This window comes from Geodermatophilus sp. SYSU D00697, assembly GCF_054050175.1.
In genome coordinates this window covers 61941-82533 of the sequence record NZ_JBJGYV010000013.1, presented here as the reverse complement: position 1 = coordinate 82533, position 20593 = coordinate 61941, and the positions used below count along the sequence as shown (strand labels likewise).

Genomic DNA, 20593 nt, shown 5'->3' with positions numbered 1-20593 from the left:
GAGCCGCCGGTATCGACGAGTCGTGACGGAGGGGGGCGTCCGCCCCCCCTCCGTCACGAGCTATGCTGTCGTCGTGCCCGCGACCAAAGAGACCAGCGTCCGAGCGGCTCCCCGGAAGACGGTCACGGCGCGGCGCCCTCGACCGTTCGAGCCGGCGAACCTCGGTCCCTTCCACCAGAAGTTCGTCAGTTTTGTGACTGGGCTGACGGGGAAACGCCAGTCGCAGATTATCGCGGCGATAAACAAGGAACTCGAGAAGTATAACGGCAAGGACTCCCAGTACGCGCTGGCCTACTGTCTCACACTCTCTGTGCTTTCGGATTACGTCTCGTTCGGCAATTACCCGCTCGTTTCCTCTGGGCGGGCCTACTTGGTGAATGCGCTCGAGGTCGACGGTCTCACGGATGAACGTCGCCGAGCCATCACGAAGGGGCTCTTCTGTTCCGCAAGGGACCGGTCGCTCGCGGAACGTGGCCAGACAAAGTGGCTCACGGCCACGACGGCAGCCCTCGAGGCCGACCCTCTCCCTACCGCCTCGGTCATCGCCGACCTGGTGGGGGGACCCCCGCGCCTGCGGCTCGTGGAGGCGCGGACCAACAACCGCGTCCTCGATCAGCGCGGCATGTGGCGGGCCGTGCGCGCCACATGGTCGATGGGCGCCGAGTCATCGGCGCCGGGTCGCGAGGTCGCATTCACCGCGGTCGACGAGCGCAACCCGTCGGTGCCGTTGGGAATTCTTCAGTTTCGGAACGTCGTCCCTGAGATCGTGGCCAGGGATCGTTGGCTCGGGGTGGTCGCGGCCTTCGACCCCAACACCGGCCCCGTCGGCTATCTCCGCTTCCTGCAAAGCGGGGACGCGCGCGACCGCGTGATGGCCACCGGGGACGTTCTGTCGCGGCTGTTCACGCACATCGACACCGGCGATATCGGTGTTGACCCTGGGGAGGACCGGGCTGTGGCCAGGTTCTCTGCGGTCGCCGCAGCCGAGCGCCAGATTTACAAGGACGCGAGACTCGCGGGTGAAGACCGCGCGCGGGGCCATCTAGCCCGGTCGAAGAAGGCCGAGACGGCCTCAGAGGTCCTCCGCGGCCTCAACGCCTTCCGCGTGGCGGCGGACATGCCCAACCCCATCGACGCGCTCGCCCAAGACGCGGCGCTGCTGAAGGACCTCAACGCAGGCCTCAGAAAAATTTGGCACTACCACATGGGGTTCGTCGCGCTGGAGATGTCGGTGTGCGGGGCGGCGCCCCCCTTCGGCCCGATGCGCCTTGGGAAGCTCCTCGCGGCGGTCGCCGGGTCAAGGGAGGTCGCCGACGCGTGGGGGTCAGACCGGCCACTCGGCAGCATCGCCGCGACAACGTATCTGCCGACCGTCCGCGACGCCGTTCCGAACCCCGGTCCGCTGTTCGTGACGACGTCCGGCGTCTACCCGGGTCACAGCGCTCAGTACAACCGGGTCCGTGTCGGGGACCGTCCGTGGCGCAAGATCGGGGACTCTACGGGGTTCGGGAGCTTCCAGGTATCGGTGGCGACGAGCCGGCTCGCCGGCGCGTACACGGCCTCGGTCGACGGGTATCGGCACGTCACCCGCGCGTTCGGCGAAGGCGCGAGCGCGAAGTTCCGCGAGGTCGGGAGGGCACTCGAACGGCTCAACATCCCGGACCTCCTACGGCACGAGATCTCCCGTCCCCTCTACGCGCTTCCGCTCGTCGACGACCCGCAGGGCGTACTGCTCGGCTGGTCGTCACCGACCCGCCGGATCGAGCCGACCCTCGACGAGATCGCGGCCGCGTGGTGGACGAGATGGGTTGCGCCGCAGGCGGTCCGGCTCGGCGAGGTAGCAGCGGCGTCCCAGGACCTGACGAGCACCATCGCCTCGATAGCGCGCGCCACCGAGGCCCTGTCGGACTGACTCTGCGTCACACGCCGGGACCTGGCCTGGTTCGTCGCCTTGTCGTAGCGCGTCTCTAGTCTTACGTCACCATGCCCACCGAGAAGAACGGCGAGCCCGTGCCCGACCTCGCCGACATGTTCGAGCGCGGCGCAGTCTTCGCCGACCGCTGGCCGACCGCCGTGCGCGTACAACTCGACGTGCCGAACCCGTTGTCCGACGCAGTCAGGGAGGCGCTCTCTGCCCGTCGGCACGTCTTCGTCGCGGGCGCGGCCGGAGACGGAAAATCGCACCTCGCGATGACTGTCCTCGACGATTGGGCGCCGTCGGCGTGCCACGAGATTGTCTCGGGCGCCGCCCTCCCCGAGGGTCTCGCACCCGGGACTGTCGTCTTCCTCAGAGACGTGAGCGCGCTGACCGACGACGACGTCATCGGCGCCGTCCGCGACGCCCAGGCCCGCGGTCTCACGCTCTTCATCACGATCAACGAGGGACCTCTCGACAGCCTTGCGCCCAAAGACGGCACCGGCCTGCTCGCCGCCGTGCGCGAGGTCATCCACCGGCGGTCCCGAGGGTTCGACGTCCCGGACCCCGCCGACGCAACGGTCATCAACCTCAACGGGCGGCAACTCACGCGCGGGGACTTCGTCGCCGGCGCCCTCGCGAAGATCCTGCCCGTCGTCCGCCCGTGCCGGACATGCGGGAAGTTGAAGACTTGCCCAAGGGTCGTCGGCGCGAGGGAGCTGAAGCGATCCAGGGAGGCGCAGGCCCGCATAGCGAAGCTCTTGCAGATGCTCACCGACCGGGGACGGCACCTGACCGCGCGGGAGATCTGGACGTTCCTCATCGACCTCTTCTTCGCCTGGACGTGCGGAGACGTTGGCGACGAGGTCGCCAGACAGCACGGCTACTTCTGGACGCGCGTCTTCGAGGCCGACAACGCCATATCCGAGGCCATCCGCCGCGACTTCGACCCACTGCAGGTCGCTCGCGCGAGCGACGACGCGCACGTGTGGATGGGCGACGGCGACGTCACGTTCCCCGACGCGCCGCCCTACATCGTCGCGCGCCGCGACGCTGAAGAGGGCCTCGAGATGTTCGCCAGCGCCAAGCGGCACCTCTTCTTCTTCAACAAGGAGTGGGATGTCGACGCGACACTGGCCGCGTTCGTCCCCGCAAGCCGGTTCGGCCGGCTGCTCGAGCGCGCGACCGATGGCGACCAGATCGCCCCGGAGATCGTTGGCGACATCAACGCGTTCCGCCTGGGGGCCAAGACTCAGGCTGACCTGTGGATCTCGCGGCACCACGCGTTCGCGTCGCACCGCCGTCCTGACGTGCTCGCTGCGTCGGGCAAGGTCCCCTCGAGCTTCCTCACCGTCCGGGTTCCCTACATCGCCGACCGCGAGGCCTATCCGAAGAGCGACTTCTTCCCCGACCACCTCCTGCTCTGCTGGAACGACAAGGACCAGGAGTTCGTCTTGGACTTCCCAACGTGGAAGGAACTGCAGAACGACCGGAACCTGATCAGTGACCGAAACCAGGAGACGCTCGACTTCGCTCTAGACATCTTCCTGTCTCAGGGCGATCCGCCGGACGCCCGCGACCCCGAGGTGCTCGTCTTCGACCACAGGCGCCAACGCGAGACCCAACTCCGGCTGTCGGCCGCGGACCGCCGGATCGAGGTGCTGTGACGCAGCACGCCGCGCCGCTGAACTTGAAGGCCTGGTTCTCGGACAACGTCCGGGGCCTGCTCCAGGTCAATCCGGTCTCTACATCGCCGCAGCCCGTCCACGCCCTCGGGTCGTTCATCGCTCGGGTCGCCGACATCGACGGACCGCCTCGGCGGCTGCCCGACATCGCGAACCTCATCGCCCGCAAGGAAGGTCTGTGGGCCGTCTCCGACGCGAACGTGCGTGCCCTGAGCAAGCTGCACCTGCCGGCCTCTGACCAGGACCTGGAACAGCTGCGCCACGCCCTCGCCGGTCTGCTCGCCGCCGACCGCGCCGTCTTCAAGTCGCCGTACAGCTTCCAGCTAGCGCATGTTGGGCTCGCGAACAGAGATCTGACCGACGGTGGCCTGAGCGAGCTGAGCGCCGGACTGCTCCTGTCCGCTGACGACGGACAGGACCGGGTCTTGCGCATGGTCGACAGGTTGTTCGAGCGGCAACGGAACCCTCACTGGGCCATCAGTTCGGTGCTCGTCCCCACCAAGCGCGAACACGTGACCGTCGCGGATCGCCGGCCCGCTCCCGCCTGGACGGAGGCGCCGCACCTGCGCGGCTTCTCCGAAGAGTGCCGGTCGCTGCTGGAGCGTGCCGTCGACCTCGTCAGCAACGGCCACGACACCCTTCTGGGACTGCGGGTGCTCGCGACGACCGTCACGTGGCTCGGCCTCGCGGTCTATGCCCAGGCGCCGAGCCTTTCAACGAACCACGCCCTCAGCCTCGTCGTCATCGAGGCCGGCGAGCCGGGCCAACTCCCCGGCCTCCGCGACGCGTCCGCCGCGTCGCGGCGTGCCCTCAACGGCGTCTGGGACGAGTGGCTTGCGTCCCTGCTCGCGTCCACCGTCGAGGACAGGTTCGCCGGGAACCCGCCGCCTGAGACGACCATGCGCCGTTTCCTCCGCGACAGCGAGCCCTACTCCATCTCCGGCGGGTCCACGTTCAGCCATGCCCAGATCGACGGCATCTATGGGACATGGCGTGCGAACCAGGACCCGTTCACGGCGGCCGGGCAGACGCTCCGCGATGTTCTCTCTGCGAGTATGGGCAACAAGCCGCAACGATGGTTTGACGCCGTCGGACGGCACTGCGGGTTCCTAGGGCCGAGACGCGGGTACCCCCCGCGATTCAGAGCCGAGGTGTCACTCCTGCCGACTCTCGTACTCGCCGGCCTGTCCGATGACGACCCGCCTGCCATTCCCATGGCGGTGTGGCTCGACCGGCTCGTGGCGAGGTTCGGGCTCGTGTTCGGCCCGCACGCCCTCGCCCGGAGCATGCCGGACCGCGCGCCCGAGAACGACCTCGAGCGCAACCGCGACCTGCTCTCCGGGCTCATGTCCGCAGTCGGTCTCGCGCGCCGGTACAACGACGGCGTCACTGAGGTCCTCAACATCACCCACACTTGGAGGAGGGGACAGTGAGCACGAGCCCAAGGCTCGCGAGGGCCATCGCGGCGGTGGTCGAAACTCGACTCTCCGACGGCGTCGGGTTCCTGCGCGTCCCCGAGATGGTGAGTCCCTTCCCACTTGCCGGCGTCCTCGCCGCACTCGAGGGGTCCCCGAACACCCGCTATGCGGTCTTCCTCAACGACCCGGATATCGCTCCCGGCCCGAAGCTGACGCTCGAGGTACACGAGGCGATCCTCTGGAGGAACGACCAGCGGATGAACGACAACCTCGTCGTCATCGGGGACCTCGAGCGCGACCGGGCAGCGGGACTGTCGAGCCTTCCCACTGTGACGCCTCGTGAAGTGCGGCAGGCGCTGCTGCGGCAGGTGATGACCGTGGCGCGGCGGACAAGCACGAGCGCGAAGACGACGAAAATCCTCGAAGCGCTGCAGAACGACCGGCTCAGCCTCGACCTGCAGTACCTCGCCGACTACTGCGATCACCTCGAGCCGCACCTCGGAACCGATGACCTCGAGCAGGCATGCTCAGGACTCTGGTACCTGAGACTGCTCCCAGACCGTGTCTCCGCGGACGTCGACTTGAAGCGTCTCCGCGACAACCAGGCGCGGGTTACCGAACTTCGCCAGGCCGACGCCACGTACGTGCAGCGGCTCATCGGGGCACTGTCGACGACCGGTCCCGGCCGGTACGAGTCGCTGCGCCGCTTCGCGTCCACCGGCAGGCGCGAACACCTCCGGGACCTGCAACTCGACGCCGTCCGGGAAGCCGTCCGCACGACCCGGGGCGCCGAGACCGACGAGGACGACAGCGCGGGCACCGCGAGCGACGGGAACTCCCAACGGACCGACTTCCTCGACGCCGTCCGCAAGAACGCCATCGACGAGAAGGACTTCCTGGAGCGGATCGTCGCGGACCGGGAGGACGACGGCGCTGCCGGCAAGATCAACGCGGGCGGCGCGCGGATCGATTGGGACTCCGTCCCCGTGGCGCAGCTACGCCCGTTGATGGAGCAGGACGGGGAGACGCTGCCCTACGCGGCCGCCGCCGGGTCGCTGGAGCACATGCCTGTCGACGAGCCCGCGCCGCTGCCGGGTAAGGGCAAGGTCGAGTGGGGGGACCTCCGCGACATCATCAAGGAACTCCGGCTCCTCGAGGAGGCGGCCGACGATGTGCCCGAGCCCCGTCCTTCCGTGATTCTCGAAAAGATTGTCGAGCTGCGGGCGACGCTCGGCGCGTGGGTGACGGACATCCCCCGCGAAGGCCTTCGGCTTTTCCTCGCCGCGGGGAGCGTGGAAACGACGGCGCGCGACCTCATCGGCGCGTGGGTCGACCTGTGGAAGGCGATGGACGACCTCCGGGCCGGCCTCGACGACGAGGTGGGCGAGCTCATCGCGCTGGGGAACCGGCTGGTCGTCACCGACACCCGCATCGTGGAACAGGGCACGGCCGTCACCGCCTACTTGCTCCCGCTCCACCCGATGGTTCTTGAGCCAAGGGTCCGCGCGGCGTCGATGTTCCGAGAGCACCCCGAACTCGACCAGGACTTCTTCCAGATCGTCGAATCTGCGCTCGACCCGGCTGTCCCGTCGGTCAAGCTTCCCGTCGGCGACACGTCCTTCGATCTCGCCTACAGCGGACAGTTCCGTGGGCTTCCGCAGTACGTCCGCCGGTCGACCCAGTTCCACTCCGCCGACGTCGCGCGCGCCATCCAGGACGCCGTGGACAGGTTCGTCAACGTCCATCCTTACGCGAAGCTCAGCCTCCGCGTCGCGCTCGTCGACCCGACGGCCGAGACCGCCAAGCAAATGCTGAAGTGGCTCGCGCACGTCGACCCGTCCCGACGGAAACGCGTCGCCCTAGACCTGTACGCCATCAAGGAGAGCGTCGACGAGCTCCAGGCGAAGATCGCGGAGGCGCAGGAGGACCTCGTCAGCGCAGAGGTGTCGAGTTCGCGCTTCGACTACACCCTCGCCAAGCTCAACAAGCTCGACGAGCTCCCGGACGCACTGCGCCAGAGCGACCGGTCGCCGCACGTCCTGTGCCTGTTCGACCCTGCCGTAGTCCGGAACACGCCGGTGCCCGTGTCGAGCCTTACACCCGTCCTGGGGGCGCTCGTCAACGAGTGGGAGTTCGGGGCGCGGACCCGCAAGGACGCCACCCCGTACATCCGCCCAAAGACCGGCTCAACGGCCCTCAACGACTTCCTCACCGCCCAGTCGCGGCTGCTCGGCAACGACACGCACAGCACCACGGAGCGCAACCCGCTGCTCCAGCCTGACGTCCTCGAGGTGCTCGACCGCGTGTCCGCCGAGACCTCGTGGGTCGTCGTCGCCCAAGGGGCGTCCGCGCTCGTCGCTCCGCCGAGCATCGGCGAGGCCCATCTCCTCGGCCGCACGAGCTCCGGATCGCACACCGCATACGTCTACAGCCGGACGCCGGAACTCGTCCTCGAACCTGTGCTCAGCTACCTGCAGCAGTACCAGTACATCCAGTCCGACCCGCAACAGATCATGCGGTTCGTGCTGGAGACGATTCGTCTCGCACTCCCCGAGGGACTCCTGGGCTTCTACAAGCGCCTTGGAACGTTGTCGAAGGAGAGCGTCCTCGGCAGGCTCGGCCTCGCTGCTGTCGTCGCCTACCTGCAGCAGGACGAGGACAACGACGCAGACCTCATCGTCAGCCTTGACACCGAGGGCGCCCGCCGGTGGCTCGGACTCCGCGACGGAGCGAATCGGCGCGCTGACCTCATCCGGATCACCTTTGGCCCCAGCGGATGTGCCGTCGAGGCGATAGAAATCAAGGCCAGAACCGGAAACCTGACCTGGGCCGGGCAGACGCCCGACGTCGTCGTCGAGGCGATCGAGCAGGTTGAGGTTATGCATGCGCTCCTGACCGCGATCTTCTCCGATGACCGCGGCCTGCTCGTTGCGTCCCGCCGGGAGATCCTCAAGCGGCAGGTCTTCCTGGAGGCGCTGCACCAATGGGAGCCGACTCGCAAGAGCGACCCCGACCGGTACCGCGAGCAGATCGCTGAGCTCAACCGCGTGTTCGCCGCGCCCGGGCCGGACCGGCAGGTCCGGCCGACGATCTCCAAGCGCGTGTTCCTGGCCACGCCGGGCGACGACAGCGACGCCACCGGCGGGGCGACAACCCGCCAGGTCGGTGATGTCGACGTCACGCAACTGGGCCTCCACTGGTTCCGCTCACTCCTGTCCGACCAGCCGGGGACGGGTGTCGAGATTGACACCGCTCTCCTCGACCTGCTCGCGCCCGAGGAATCTCCCGACCCCGAGCCGGCCCCGCCGGCGGCAGAGCCGCCCACGCGCTCAGACTCGGCGTCCGGCCCAGCGGCCGAGCCGGATGGGACTGCGACAGACGCCGGCCCCGACGTGCCCTGCCGCCGTGCTGAGTCCAACGAGGACATCGACGGCCTGCTTACGAAGCTCCAGCAGTCATTCAAGGCGCGCGGCGTCCCCTACGTATCCATCTCCGCCGACGGCGTCGAGGTGGGGCCGTCCGTCGTGCGCGTGCCCGTCCGCCTCGAGCTCGGCGCTAGGGCCGGGCAGTTGGACTCCCAAGCCGACGACATCGCCCGCGACCTCGGCGTCCAATCCTTCCGTATCAGCAACCTCAGCGGACAGCCCGGCTTCGTCGTCGCGGAGGTGCCGCGCAGCCGGAGGGAGATCCCCGACGTGACATCGCTGACGCGTCCTGAGCTCCCTTACCCGGCGCTCGCGATCGGTGCCGGCATCGACTTCGCCCCCTACTGGCACTGCCTAGATGACATACCGCACCTCCTGATCGCGGGCAAGACCGGCTCGGGCAAGAGCGTCCTCATCCGCAGCCTCCTCTGGCAGCTCACCCGCCTGTACGAGCCAAGCGAACTCGAACTCGTCCTCATCGGGCCGAAGGCCGCCGACTTCATGGACTTCGCCGACGCCCCGCACTTCCGGTCACCGAGCGACGTTCATCTGCGCGCCGACGGGGCCATCGACCTCCTCCGAGAGATCGTCGAGGTCCGGTACCCCGAGAGGCAGGCGCTCTTCGACGAGCACGCGTCCCGGGCCATGCGGGCCGGCAACCGCGTGTCCAACCTCCGGGAGCTGATGCGCCATAGTGAGAGCCAGGGCGAGCCGGCTCCGCTAACGCCGTTCGTCGTCATCGTGGACGAGTTCGTCGAGTTGCTCGATGCCTCGCCGGGCGCCCGCAAGGAGTTCGAGGGGCTCATCGCGAGGTTCAGCCGGCTGTTCCGCTACATCGGCGGGTCGATGATCGTCGCGACGCAGCGGCCATCGGTTAAGTCGATCACCGGCGACATCAAGGCCAACTTCCGGCCCCTCGCGCTCCGGGTTGAACGCTCCGTCGACTCCCGAGTCATTCTTGACGCCGGCGGCGCCGAAACCCTCGTCGGGATGGGCGACTGCCTATACAAGGCGGACGAGGGGATGCTGCGCCTGCAGGGCTACGCAGCGCTCGGCACCTACCTGTCCCGCTGAGAGGCGAGTGTTGACCGTCGTCCCAGAGGTGTCATGGCGGGTGGCCAGTCCACGCCACTGTCTGAGCAGGGCGAAGGAGCCCTTCGACGACGTGCGCTGCTTGTAGGGCCCGCGTTCGTAAGAGACCGGTCGGCCGCCCTTGACCAGGTCGGCGGGTGCGGGGGCCTGCTGGTCGTGCGGCTCGGGAATGACGCGACGCCGCGGGAGCCCGAGTGGCCTCCGATGACCTTGGAGCAGGAGGACCGGCCGCCCGTACCGCTGTGGGCGTGTGCGGGGTCAAGCCGTCCCGGCCCGGGCCACCTTGATTCCTGCCAGCAGCCCCGACGTGCGCACCGAACTCGCCCAGTACGTCGAGAACCCCAGTGGAAGAGCATGGTGGATGCCTACGTCGACGAGGTCCTGCAGCGGCTCTCAGCAGGTGGCGCTCGCTTAGAGGTGCGGCAGGAGAACCTCGCCATGAAGGCCGACGGGTGTTCAGCGACGACGTCGTTCGTGCGGTGCCAGGAATCGCCAGCACATTGCGATTAGAGCAATCTGACCCGAGACAGGCTCGCGCCCGGGTCGACGATTCGATACGTGCACACACTGCGAAAGAGTCGATGCCGCCGGAGGCCACTGGCCTGGATATCCACGTCAGGCCGCCGCGCGCCTTTCGCGCACACTCTCCTCGCATTGCAGGGGCGCGCGAATAGTCGTCAAGTCTGCAAAGCGCAACATTGACGAGGCTTTGCCCCTTATGCTTTCGTCCGGCTCATGGAGTCGAACGCAGAAGCCACGAAGGTTTGCGCCAAATGCAAGACCCGGAAGCCGCGCGAAGCATTCGGGGTGAACAACGCCACTAGGGATGGCCTCCAATACAACTGCCGACCCTGCGTGGCGCTTGTGCGCGCCGCCTGGGTCGCGAGAAATCCAGGCAAGCCAGCCGAATATGCCCGTCGCCATCGAGAGCGCGACCGGAAAGCGTACAACCGGAAAATGCGCGAATGGGCGCAGGTCAACAAGGATCGGGTGCGCGCGTTCGACCAAGCGATCGTCGCCCGGAATATGGCCCACGTTAACGCCATCAAGCTGGAACGCGGATGCACGGACCGCGGCCTTCACGGGTACGACTGCGGCGCGATAACTAACCCCAGCCTGCTCGAATTCGATCACGTCCAGGGCGAAAAGCGCGCCAGCGTCTCGCGGCTCGCTCTCGGTGGATACAGCGTTGCCACCATCGACGCTGAGGTCGCCAAGTGCGAGGTCGTCTGTCAGTCCCACCACCGGATTCGTACGCTCTCGCGGGGCCGGTGACTGTCCGCAACCGTGACGTCGAGGGATGCCCCCGACCAGCCTTCGCCCGTGGATGAGAAGACCGCAGCAGGCTGCCCTCGACGCCATCCAGCCAGCAGATCGAGCTGCTTTTATGGTCACTAGGAACTCCCCGAGGGCCTAGTGGGTGGGCGGAACATGCTGAATGACGGGTGCATCCCCGACCGCGGGAGCCACGTCTCGTGAATCCATAGGACCTCATTAGCGTCGAACGCTGCTCCGATGCCGCGTATCCGGTCGTCCTCTGGTGCCGGTGCGCCAGCTCCAGGTGCTGGAGACTGCGCATTCACCGGCGAGGGGTTTTCCGCGACGCGGCGGTGGACAGCCTGCGCAGTTAAGTACTGGCTAGCTGCATTCACGAGTGGACCAAGGCAGGCGTTGTCCAGGCGAGCCTGCTTCTCATCGGGCCAAAAGGGTTCCCGATGACAAACGAAGACGTCGATGTCGCTGGCGTAGCCCGGCGCCGGCGGCGGGATGAGGGCCCCCACGTCCCTCGGCTTCGGTGGGGATGGCAGTGGAACTAGCGGGGCGTGGTCGTCGAACAGGTCGTGGGTGAACCGGAGCCGCAGGACGAGGTCGACACCCGCGTGTACCTCCTTGCCATGGAAGATGCGCTGCTCGGGCCAGTTAATGCGTTGCGTCAGGACGCCGCCAGCAGCCTCCACCACGCCGTCGGCGGACCGGTCCAGGGTGACGTGGTAACGGCTTCCGGAGCCGTGCCGTGGATCAGGTCCGTGCAGACTGATCTTGATGCCCTGCAGCGCAGGTTGCAGCGGCTTGATGTAGAAGGACGTCCTGCTCGAACCTAGCCGCCATGCGTAGCTCCACCGCCCGCCCTGCCGGTGCCCGACGAGGAACTTGATGGCCGACGGCAGCGGCGCAGCTATCACGGAGCCAGACTGCCCCCGGATCGTCGCCCCCCGCTCTCGTAGTCGTATGACCTCGCAACTGGGGGTGCTGACGTGATTACCGGCGTTGGCACAGTCCGGAGTGCGCGGGCCGCCTGCCTCCCCCGCGGTCGGCTGGCCCGCGGATCCCGGCGGCCGACGGCAGTGCTGGCAGAGAGGACGAACTCGATGGCCTGGTGGGATGTGGCCGCTTCTGGCCTGGCTGCCGCTGTCGGCGCTGCTGCTTAAGTTGTGGTGCTGGGCGATCGCGCTCGCGCGGCCGGACCGATCGGCGCACGTCGAGGACGGCGGTCAGGGATATGGGCCTACATCCGAAGAGGACGGATGGCGTCCCGACTGACCGACGCTCTTCAGCCGCCTTCTACGGCCGCCTGAGGGGGTCTGACGGGGCGATCCGGCGGGCGCAGCGGCTTACGGATCTTGTCCACGATGACGAGTTTGCCCCCGTGGACACCGAGGAACGCCGGGTCCTCTCCAGACTGGTGCGCAAGTAGGCACCGCTGCGGGAGATCAAGCCCAAGGAGCGGGCCGAGCGGATCGCGAACTTCCAAGGAGCACATCAGCGGCCTGCCGATCGACAGCACCGGCGCAAGTAGGCCCTGTGTGAGCAAGTTCGCACGAAGGCACGGGGGCCGTTTCCTCATGCGCATACGTACCGGGGACGTGCATCGGTACGAGGGACGCGCATGCGTTCAGGCGCGCCCCCTCGGCGGTGTTCACGAAGATGCCTCGCGCCTGGAGCTGATATTGCGAACGGCGGGCTGCTCGGCCCAACGTTCCTAGTGGAATGGGGCGCGCCGACCGACCGCACGGCTCCGATCGCCGAGGCCGTCGCGCTCCCTCCGGCATAGGAACCGAGACGGGGAGCCACAGTGACCGACGCAGGACGTTCGCCCCTACCCGACAGCCAGACGCCCCAAGGGGGCGGCTGGAAGCCGGTGGTGAAGTACGCCATCACAGCGGCGGCGGTGACGTTGACCGCCATCTTCACGGACTCACTCGACCTGGCCGCCCTGGTCGGGACGGTGCTGCATGGGCGGTGACTTGGCCACCAGGCTCATCAGCGCGTGGACTCGTGAGTGGGGTCAGCCCGTGGCTACGTTGCGGCCGTGGATCCCCTGACGTTGGCCGGGGTCATCACTGCCCTTGTCGGCCTCATCGTCTCCTTCTTCGCACGGCGAACCTCAGCGGCAGCGCAGCAACAAGTTCACGAAGCGCTCATCTCCACCCCTGAGGCGACGCTTGAGAATCGCCTTGAGGACCTGGCTCGAACGATGCGCACGTCGGCCAGGTTGCTGGCTCAGGTCAGTGCCGAGATGGAGGCCCGCAGTGCTCGGGCGGCTGAACTGAAGTCACAGGTCGAGGAGGCGGAACGGCTAGCGCAGCTGAGTCAAGAGGACCGAGAAGCGGTCGCCCGGCTCTTCCGGGCCGAGCTGGCTGGCGAGACCAAGATTGTGTCAGCGGCGCAGTGGAGAGCCAACTGGCTGTTCTTCCTGGGAGGCGTCCTCGTCTCTGTCCGTATCCAGCTGTTCGTAACACCTATCGGCTGAGTTCCCCGGCTAGCCCGTTGTCCTCGTCACGGTCAGCAGCCTCGCCGACCGGTGTCCCTAGGGACAGTCGACTCCGGCCTTGACATCGTCCATCCGCGCTGCACCGATCTACTTGCGCTTCCAGTCGAGGGCGGCAATCGCAGCACGCACTTGGGGCGACACGGCGGTCCGTACGCCGCGCCGCCGCCACCCCGGCTGCGCCGCGATGATCGCGGCGTCTACGTGCTTGGTCCGGAGCTGCTTGAGGTCTCCCCTCATCCGGTAGACGATCCCGGCGCGCTGGTGATGGGCTGGGGCGAGCTTGTCGATGAGCACCGCCGGCGGGTACGTCCAGTCGTCCTCGCGGTTCGAGAAGAGCAGGATGTCCCCGATCCGCATCGGTCGCAGTGCACCAGGGTCCGCGAAGCGGAAGTCCTCGAGGTAGTCGGCGCGGTGCAGCTCGTCGGCATGCTGCTGCTGTACGGCTGCAAACTGAGTGATCTCGCGCTTGGTTCGGCTGCCCTCCGCCCACTCGATCACCCACAAACGTCCCTTGTCCGGGACGGGGGGCTCTACGGGGGCTGCGCTGGGCCAACGCGGCTTGCGCACCGGGATCTTCGCCAGCTGTAGTAGGGCCGCGTCGTTCAGCGCGAGGCTCGGCGAGTTCATCAGAGACCGGACGTAGACCCGCAGGGCCGTGACGACCCCAGGATCGGAGGTGACCACGGTCGCCTCATGGCGGTCGCTGGCTGAGCGTTGGCTGAGGTTGGCGGAGCCAATGAACGCACGCCGACCGATGACGCCCGCCTTCGCGTGCAACCCTTGCCGACTGAACAGGCGTACCCCAGTCGTGTGCCATCGCTGCAGCTGCGCGACGCTCGTCAGGCCGAGCTGGACTGCCTCCTCCGAGGCATCGCAGATCAGCACGTCGCCCTCGCGCAATGGCAGCCACGTGTCGGCGGTCGATCCGATGTAGGCAACGGCGACATACGCCGGCGACGACCCAGTTCGGCCCGCGCCCGTTAGCGTCGCCGCGAGCTGCGGCCAGACCCCGATCCCGTGCAGCAGCTGCTGCCCTGTCGGCATGCGAGCACGGTACCGATCGGCCGGTCAGGGCCGCGCAGACAGACACCACTTGCTTCGTCGCCGGGTGTCTCAGAGCGGTCCATTTAGGGACAGTTCCCTGAGACTGCTCGGTCCAGGATCATCCCCTCATGGACAAGGTCACAGCGCCGCACCTGCGTGGACTCAGACCTGATGACGCGAGGCTTGTGTGTTACGAGCGCGACCTCGCCTTGAGCATCATCGTCGATGACATGGTCGAGGTACGTGGCCTTGACTCGTCGCGCGTACGCATCACCAAGCAGCAGCCGAGCCCCGGCAGCCGCATGAGTTCCAACAGTGTCGTCGCCTGGATCGGCCTTGTGGACGATGGGCCTGAGGTGGGGGTCCGAGAGCCGCGACGGCTGCCCCCCTCGCTGCGCGCACCGGGAATGGCACGCGACGCTGAGTCAGTGTCCGGCAACGACAGCGACTGGTAGCACCTGTCCCAGCGTCGCTATAGCCGTCCTCAGTCGCGAGCCGGCGCGAGTGTCTCTGAGCGGCCCACCTTGGGCGAGCGGGCGGCGTGAGTGGTGCACTCGACATCGCCGTGAAGGGGCAGCAGCAACCAGGCAGACGTCGAGAGGTGGGGATGAAGCGTTCGGGTTCCCGGTTCGGACTGACCGACGAGGAGTGGAACGACGCGGTCACTGAGGTCCAAAGCGCAATCCTTGATGCCGCGTACGACCGACGCATGACTTGGTATGGGGAAGTGGCCAGCAAAGTCTCAGCCATACAGCTAGACCCGTACTCCGCCCTTATGAATCATCTACTCGGTGCCGTGTTCGAGGAGGAATGTGAGGCGCACCGTCCGGCTCTGACCTCGATCGTCACCCACAAGTACGGAGATAAGGAGCCGGGAGCAGGCTTCTACGACATGGCGCGCAGCTTGGGTTACCGCTTCTCCGAGCCGTACGTTTTCTGGGCACAGCAGGTCCAAGAGGTCTTTAAGCTGCACGGGAAGCCGGATCGGACGCGACCGGCCCGTTAGACCTCCATGGCTCTGGGCAACTTGATGAGTGCCGGTACGTCGTCCGCGGTCGGCTGGGCCTGCGCTGGATCGAGCCCAGGCCGTCTGTCCCTGAGGCCGCCTTCAGGGACGGGGGGTTGTGCCACGCAAGATCTGCAGGACAGGCCCTAGGTGCCCCTGTGACACCCGGCCCCTCGCCCCCAAGGTGAGGAGGCCGGGCGCCTCTGTTGCTGCCCTCTGAAGGGCGTACAGGGCGTAGGCGACCGGTCGCCCCCCGCCTACCCCGGTTCCCTGACCGGATGGAAGCGAGGTACGTACACAGGAATCCCAACCACTCGTTAGCAACCCCGGGTCGGCGCGCGGCGCACGGCGGACCGTGGGGGCACACGGGGGCACAACGGGGGCACAGGACGACCACCGACCGCGACGAACATCGACAAGCGACCCCGACGAACCCGCAGGTCAAGCGGCTAGGCCGCCGCCCCCTTGCAGGTGGGGACGACGGCCGCAACCGATTCCTAAACCGTGTGTCGGAGGTTCGAATCCTCTCGGGGCCACCAACAGGTGCGGGCCGGGCTGCGCTCCCGCACGGATCGCCGGCTCCCCACGGGGGCGACCCCTCGTCGTCCGCGAGGACGCCGTGCAGCGGCATGGATCGCCGGGATGGGGTACACCGGAGAGTGCGGGGGCACCGGGACCGACGTCGGCCCGCATCGCAGACGACCGGCAGCACGGGGGGCGGAGCAGTGGATCGCAGGGACCCTGCGCGATCCGGACCCGGCCACGGCGCCGGTGCAGGAGGCGCGACACCCGGGTTCCGGCACGACGGCCTGGTGTACTCCTCGGCCGAGGAGCTCACCGCGCTGGCCGCGCCGTTCCTCCTCGACGGCCTGGCCGCCGGGGACGCCGCGGTGATCGCGACCGGTCCCCGGACCGCCGGCCTCCTGCGTGAGGCGGTCGGCGCCGACCCGCGGGTGCTCGTGGTCGACCGGCACGCCCTCTACCGGGCCCGGACCCCCACGGCCATCACGACCTTCCGCAGGTTCGCCGCCGAGCACGCCGCTCCCGGCCGGCGGGTCCGGGTGGTCGGCGAGACCGACTTCGGCACGACCGCCGCCGACCGACGGGAGTGGCAGGCCTACGAGGCGGTCGTCAACGTCGCCTTCGCGCCGTACCCGCTGTGGGGCCTGTGCGTGTTCGACGCCGCCCTGCCCGAGCCGGTCCTGGCCTCCGTCCGGCACACCCACCCCCATCTGGTGACCGCCGGTGGTCGCGTGGCCAACCCCGACGTCGTCGCCCCGGCGTCCTACCTGCGCGCCCTGCCGGTGCCCGAGGAGCCGCTGGAGAGCACGGCGCCGGCCCTGGCCGACGACGACATCACCGACTACACCGGGCTCCGCCACGCCGTCCGGGACCGCCTCGACACCGTCGACGGGCCCCCGGACCTGCTCGAGGACTTCCTCATGGCCGTCGACGAGATGGCCTCCAACGCCGTCCGGCACGGCTCCCGGCCCGCGGGCCTGCGGCTGTGGACCGCCCCCGGCCGGCTGGTGTGCACCATCCGCGACTCCGGCCGCAGCTGGGACGACCCGTTCGCCGGCTACGGGCCCGCGCACGGCGAGGACCTCTCCCACGGCGGCATGGGCCTGTGGCTCGCCCGGCAGCTGTGCGACCACGTGGCCATCCGCCGAGCCGACGACGGCGTCAGCGTGCGGCTGTCCACCTCCTGGTCCTGACCGGCGGGCCGCCGCCGGCGCGTCAGACGTCGCGGCGGGAGAACACCAGGGCGGTCAGCCCCCACACCATGGCCACCCAGAACGCCGCCCACAGCAGGTACGGGACGGTGAGTGGGCCCTCGCTGAGGAACGGTGAGCCGGCGAAGTCGAGCCCGAGCGGGGTCGGGTCCTGGAACGCGTGCATCGCCCCCCGCCACAGCCCGTCGGTCGGCAGCAGGACCCGGGACACCGTGCCCACCCGGGTCACGCCCTCGTTGCCGACGACCTGCCCGACGCTGCCGACGACGCCGGCCACCCAGGTGGCGCCGAACAACCCGACCGCGACCACCCCGGAGGCCATCGGCGAGACGACGGTGGACAGCAGCAGCCCGAGGGTGAGCAGCACGACCGTCTGGCCGGCCAGCAGCGCGAGCCCCTGCACCGGCTGCGGCGGCCAGTAGCCCACCGTCCACCGGACGACGAGGAACAGGGCCAGCCCGGCCACGGCCACGTACCCGCAGCCGACGACGACCAGGCCGAGCCACTTGCCGAACAGGACCGCGGTGCGCCGCACCGGCCGGGCCAGCACCGCCAGCGCCATGCCGGACTCGACCTCGCCGGCGACGGTGGGGCCGGCCAGGAACGCGGTGCCCAGCGCGGCGATCAGGCTCAGCCCGAACACCACCAGGTTGACCAGCTGCGAGGCGAACAGCCGGGCCTGTCCGGAGGTGAGCTCGCCGAACTCGGTGTCCAGGCCGGCGAGCCGGGAGAAGCCCCAGCCGCTGAGCGTCAGCAGCGCGACGGTGAGGACCGCGAGCGCCCACAGCACCCGCCGGCGGGCGGCCTCGCGCAGGGTCAGCCCCGCGATGGTCAGCACACTCACGCCGCACCGTCCCCGTGCCCGGCCCGGAGGATGCCCAGCAGCCGCTCCTCCAGGCTGATCCGCGCCGGCTCGACCGCGTGGACCGAGACGCCGAGTGCCACCAGGTCGGCCACGAGACCGGGCACGGCGCCGCCGTCGTCGTCCGGGGGCAGGACCACGGTGAACCGGTCGCCGGTGCCGGAGACCTCCCCGGCCGCCCGCAGCCGCGCCTCGGCGCGGCCGTCCACCCCGGTGAGGTGCAGCCGGACCTCCCGCCGGCCGAGCAGCTCGGCCAGCGTGCCCGACGCCGCCACCCGCCCGGCATCGAGGATGACCACCCGGTCGCAGACCCGCTCCACCTCGCCGATCAGGTGCGAGTTGAGCAGCACCGCCACGCCCCGCGCCTTCAGGGACAGCACCACGTCGCGCACGTCGGCGCGCCCGATCGGGTCCAGGGCGCTGGTCGGCTCGTCGAGGACGACCAGCTCCGGCCGCCCGGCCAGCGCGACGGCGAGACCGAGCCGCTGCTGCATGCCCTTGGAGAACCCGCCCACCCGGTCCCCGCCCCGCCCGTCCAGGCCGACCGCGGCCAGCCGGTCGCGCACCTCGGACTCCGCCGCCGGTGCGTGCACCAGGCGGGCGTGCAGGGTCAGCACCTCGGCGGCGGTGAGCCACGGCTGGTAGCGGAACAGCTCGGGCAGGTAGCCGACCCGTTGCCGGGACTGCGGGTCGCGCCCCGGCCGGCCGAGGAGCAGGACCTCCCCGGCGTCGGGACGGACCAGGCCGAGGAGCATCTTGATCACACTGGTCTTGCCCGCCCCGTTGGGCCCGAGCAGGCCGACCACCTCGCCGCGGCCGACGGTGAACGAGACCCCGTCGACCGCGGTCCGGCGGCCGTACCGCTTGCGCAGCCCGGAGCACCACACCGCCGGGGAGGCCGGCAGCTCGGCGACGAGCTGGGCCGCGCTGCGGGTGTCCTCGGCGGTCACGGTCAGCGCAGGCCGTTCGCCACGGCGAGGACCTCGTCGGTGCTCACGGCACCGGCCACCCCGGTGACGACGCCGTCCTCCACCCACACCACGCCGGCCATGGTGCCGTCGCGGGAGGCGAGCACGGTCGCCGGCTGCCCGGCGACCTCGGCCGTGCTGGTGGTGACCAGGTCGGCCGGCACCGGCAGCGGCAGCGTCGTCGGGTCCTCGGTGAAGTCGCGCAGCTGGTCGGCGACCCCGGCGGGGAGCCCGGGCAGGGACAGCAGGTAGTCGCGCACCGTCTCGAACGGGACGCCGTCGGAGAACGCCGTCGGCGCGACCGCGCGCCCGACCGCCAGGACCGGCAGGCCCGAGGGCTGCGTCCAGACGGCGGCCGCGGCCGGCCCGGCCTGCAACCGCACGCTGGAGCCGTCCAGCCCGGGCGGCGGGGCCGGGAGGGACTCCCCGGTCGCGGCCGCGGCCTGCGCGGCCTTCTCGGCCGAGAAGGTGAACACCGCGCTGAGCTGGTCCACCACCTGGTAGGTGGGGTCGCCGGTCACGCCGGTCGGCAGCTCGCCCACCTCGGGGACCGCCAGCCCGGTGCGCTCCTCCGCGGCGGCCGCGTCGGGCACCTGCGCGGGCTCGCTCCCGCCCGTGACCTGCACGTCCCCGAACGCGGAGAGGTCGGGCAGCGCCACCAGGTCGGTCGCGGGGACGGCGACCGGTGCGACCCGCTCGGTGTGGAAGATCGGCAGCCAGTCGTTGGCCGCGGCCACGCCCGCGCCCGACAGGACCAGGACGACCCCGAGCGCCGCGACCGCGGGCCGGCGGACGGCGGTCGTCCACCGGCCGCGGCGGGCCGGGGCGGCCGCCCGTCCCGCGGGGCCGGCGAGCGCCAGGCGGGTCCACGCGCGGTCGACGTCGACCGCGGCCGGTGCCGCGCCCCCCAGCGCGGCGCCGGCCGTCCGGGCGTCGGCACGGGCCGCCTCCAGGCCGGCCAGACAGGTCGGGCAGGTCGCGACGTGTGCGCGATCGGTGTCGGCGACGCCGTGCGGCTCGTCGAGCAACCGGCGCAGCACGCCCTCAGTCGGATGACGCATCGGGGATCAGCTCCTTGCGCAGGGCGGACTCGGCGCGCCGGACGGTGGTCCCGACGCTGCCGACGGACATGTCGAGTGCGGCTGCCACGTCGGCGTAGGCGAGGCCGCTGTGCCGGAGCACCAGGACCACCGCCTGCTTCCGTGGCAGCCGGGCGAGGGCGGCGCGCACGCGGCTGTGCTCGTCGCGGGAGACCACCGTGTCGGCGATGTCGGGGACGACGGCGGGCTCCCGGCCGGCGACCTCCTCGCGGGCGGTGCGGCGCCGGCCGGAGCGCAGCAGGTTCAGCGCGGTGTGGGCGGCGGCCACGGTCAGCCAGCCGCTGGCCTCCCGCGCCGGCACCGAGGAGCGGCCGAAGGCGAGGAACACCTCCTGGGCGACGTCCTCGGCCTGGTCCTGCGACCCCAGCACCCGGGCGGCCACGCCGACCACCCGCGGGTACTCGGCCCGGAAGACCTGCTCGAGGTCGTCCCGGACCCCGGCCGGCCGGTGCGCCCGCTCGGCCGCGCCGCCCCGCACCGCAGGTGCGGCCAGGGCGGGCGCCGTCCAGGGCTCGTGCCGCACCAGGTCCACATCGGGAGAGCACCGCCGGGGCTCCGGATGTGACACCCGCC

16 protein-coding genes are annotated in these 20593 nt (G+C 69.6%); 10 read left to right on the top strand and 6 right to left on the bottom strand.

Annotation, left to right across the window (positions count from 1 at the left end; all coding sequences use genetic code 11):
• Window positions 1-73: 73 nt before the first annotated feature.
• The 4 genes from ACI79C_RS13185 to ACI79C_RS13170 all read left to right on the top strand — a co-directional run bounded on the left by ACI79C_RS13185 (window position 74) and on the right by ACI79C_RS13170 (window position 9517).
• Complete coding sequence (locus ACI79C_RS13185; RefSeq protein WP_456946111.1) at window positions 74-1912, top strand: Druantia anti-phage system protein DruA; 1839 nt, start codon at window positions 74-76, stop codon at window positions 1910-1912.
• Between the two features lie 71 nt (window positions 1913-1983).
• Window positions 1984-3582 (top strand): hypothetical protein, encoded by a 1599-nt coding sequence (locus tag ACI79C_RS13180; RefSeq protein WP_456946110.1) that lies wholly within the window; start codon window positions 1984-1986, stop codon window positions 3580-3582.
• A complete protein-coding gene (locus ACI79C_RS13175) occupies window positions 3579-5033 on the top strand; it encodes a hypothetical protein (protein ID WP_456946109.1) in 1455 nt (484 codons plus the stop codon). The genes ACI79C_RS13180 and ACI79C_RS13175 overlap by 4 nt, the downstream gene beginning before the upstream one ends.
• Window positions 5030-9517 (top strand): DNA translocase FtsK, encoded by a 4488-nt coding sequence (locus tag ACI79C_RS13170; protein ID WP_456946108.1) that lies wholly within the window; start codon window positions 5030-5032, stop codon window positions 9515-9517. The genes ACI79C_RS13175 and ACI79C_RS13170 overlap by 4 nt, the downstream gene beginning before the upstream one ends.
• Before the next feature lie 633 nt (window positions 9518-10150).
• Here the strand turns inward: ACI79C_RS13170 and ACI79C_RS13165 are convergent.
• Window positions 10151-10777, bottom strand: coding sequence for a hypothetical protein (locus ACI79C_RS13165; RefSeq protein WP_456946107.1), 627 nt, complete (start codon window positions 10775-10777; stop codon window positions 10151-10153).
• A gap of 581 nt (window positions 10778-11358) precedes the next feature.
• On the opposite strand from ACI79C_RS13165, the gene ACI79C_RS13160 reads away from it, so the two are divergent.
• The 3 genes from ACI79C_RS13160 (at window position 11359) to ACI79C_RS13150 (ending at window position 13286) form a co-directional block, all read left to right on the top strand.
• A complete protein-coding gene (locus ACI79C_RS13160; RefSeq protein ID WP_456946106.1) occupies window positions 11359-11637 on the top strand; it encodes a hypothetical protein in 279 nt (92 codons plus the stop codon).
• A gap of 971 nt (window positions 11638-12608) precedes the next feature.
• On the top strand, window positions 12609-12779 hold the full coding sequence (locus ACI79C_RS13155; protein ID WP_456946105.1) for a hypothetical protein: 171 nt from the start codon (window positions 12609-12611) through the stop codon (window positions 12777-12779).
• A 66-nt stretch (window positions 12780-12845) separates the two neighbouring features.
• Window positions 12846-13286 carry a hypothetical protein gene (locus ACI79C_RS13150; RefSeq protein ID WP_456946104.1) on the top strand — a complete coding sequence of 147 codons (441 nt, stop codon included), beginning with the start codon at window positions 12846-12848 and terminating at the stop codon, window positions 13284-13286.
• Window positions 13287-13394: 108 nt separating this feature from the next.
• On the opposite strand, the gene ACI79C_RS13145 is transcribed toward ACI79C_RS13150, so the two are convergent.
• Window positions 13395-14351, bottom strand: a complete 957-nt coding sequence (locus ACI79C_RS13145) for a phospholipase D-like domain-containing protein (RefSeq protein WP_456946103.1) — start codon at window positions 14349-14351, stop codon at window positions 13395-13397.
• A gap of 128 nt (window positions 14352-14479) precedes the next feature.
• Between ACI79C_RS13145 and ACI79C_RS13140 the strand changes: the two genes are divergently transcribed.
• The 3 genes from ACI79C_RS13140 (at window position 14480) to ACI79C_RS13130 (ending at window position 17072) form a co-directional block, all read left to right on the top strand.
• Window positions 14480-14806 carry a hypothetical protein gene (locus ACI79C_RS13140; protein ID WP_456946102.1) on the top strand — a complete coding sequence of 109 codons (327 nt, stop codon included), beginning with the start codon at window positions 14480-14482 and terminating at the stop codon, window positions 14804-14806.
• Between the two features lie 86 nt (window positions 14807-14892).
• A complete protein-coding gene (locus ACI79C_RS13135; protein ID WP_456946101.1) occupies window positions 14893-15357 on the top strand; it encodes a hypothetical protein in 465 nt (154 codons plus the stop codon).
• A gap of 812 nt (window positions 15358-16169) precedes the next feature.
• Window positions 16170-17072 (top strand): anti-sigma factor RsbA family regulatory protein, encoded by a 903-nt coding sequence (locus ACI79C_RS13130; RefSeq protein ID WP_456946100.1) that lies wholly within the window; start codon window positions 16170-16172, stop codon window positions 17070-17072.
• A 22-nt stretch (window positions 17073-17094) separates the two neighbouring features.
• Here ACI79C_RS13130 and ACI79C_RS13125 read toward each other — a convergent pair whose 3' ends face one another.
• Genes ACI79C_RS13125 through ACI79C_RS13110 form a run of 4 tightly spaced genes read right to left on the bottom strand, consistent with a single transcriptional unit; the run spans window position 17095 to window position 20543 of the window.
• Complete coding sequence (locus ACI79C_RS13125) at window positions 17095-17934, bottom strand: ABC transporter permease (protein ID WP_456946099.1); 840 nt, start codon at window positions 17932-17934, stop codon at window positions 17095-17097.
• A complete protein-coding gene (locus ACI79C_RS13120; protein WP_456946098.1) occupies window positions 17931-18902 on the bottom strand; it encodes an ABC transporter ATP-binding protein in 972 nt (323 codons plus the stop codon). Before ACI79C_RS13120 ends, ACI79C_RS13125 begins: the two co-directional genes overlap by 4 nt.
• 2 nt (window positions 18903-18904) lie before the next feature.
• Window positions 18905-19981 (bottom strand): hypothetical protein, encoded by a 1077-nt coding sequence (locus ACI79C_RS13115; RefSeq protein WP_456946097.1) that lies wholly within the window; start codon window positions 19979-19981, stop codon window positions 18905-18907.
• A complete protein-coding gene (locus tag ACI79C_RS13110) occupies window positions 19965-20543 on the bottom strand; it encodes a sigma-70 family RNA polymerase sigma factor (protein ID WP_456946096.1) in 579 nt (192 codons plus the stop codon). The genes ACI79C_RS13115 and ACI79C_RS13110 overlap by 17 nt, the downstream gene beginning before the upstream one ends.
• Window positions 20544-20593 lie beyond the last annotated feature (50 nt).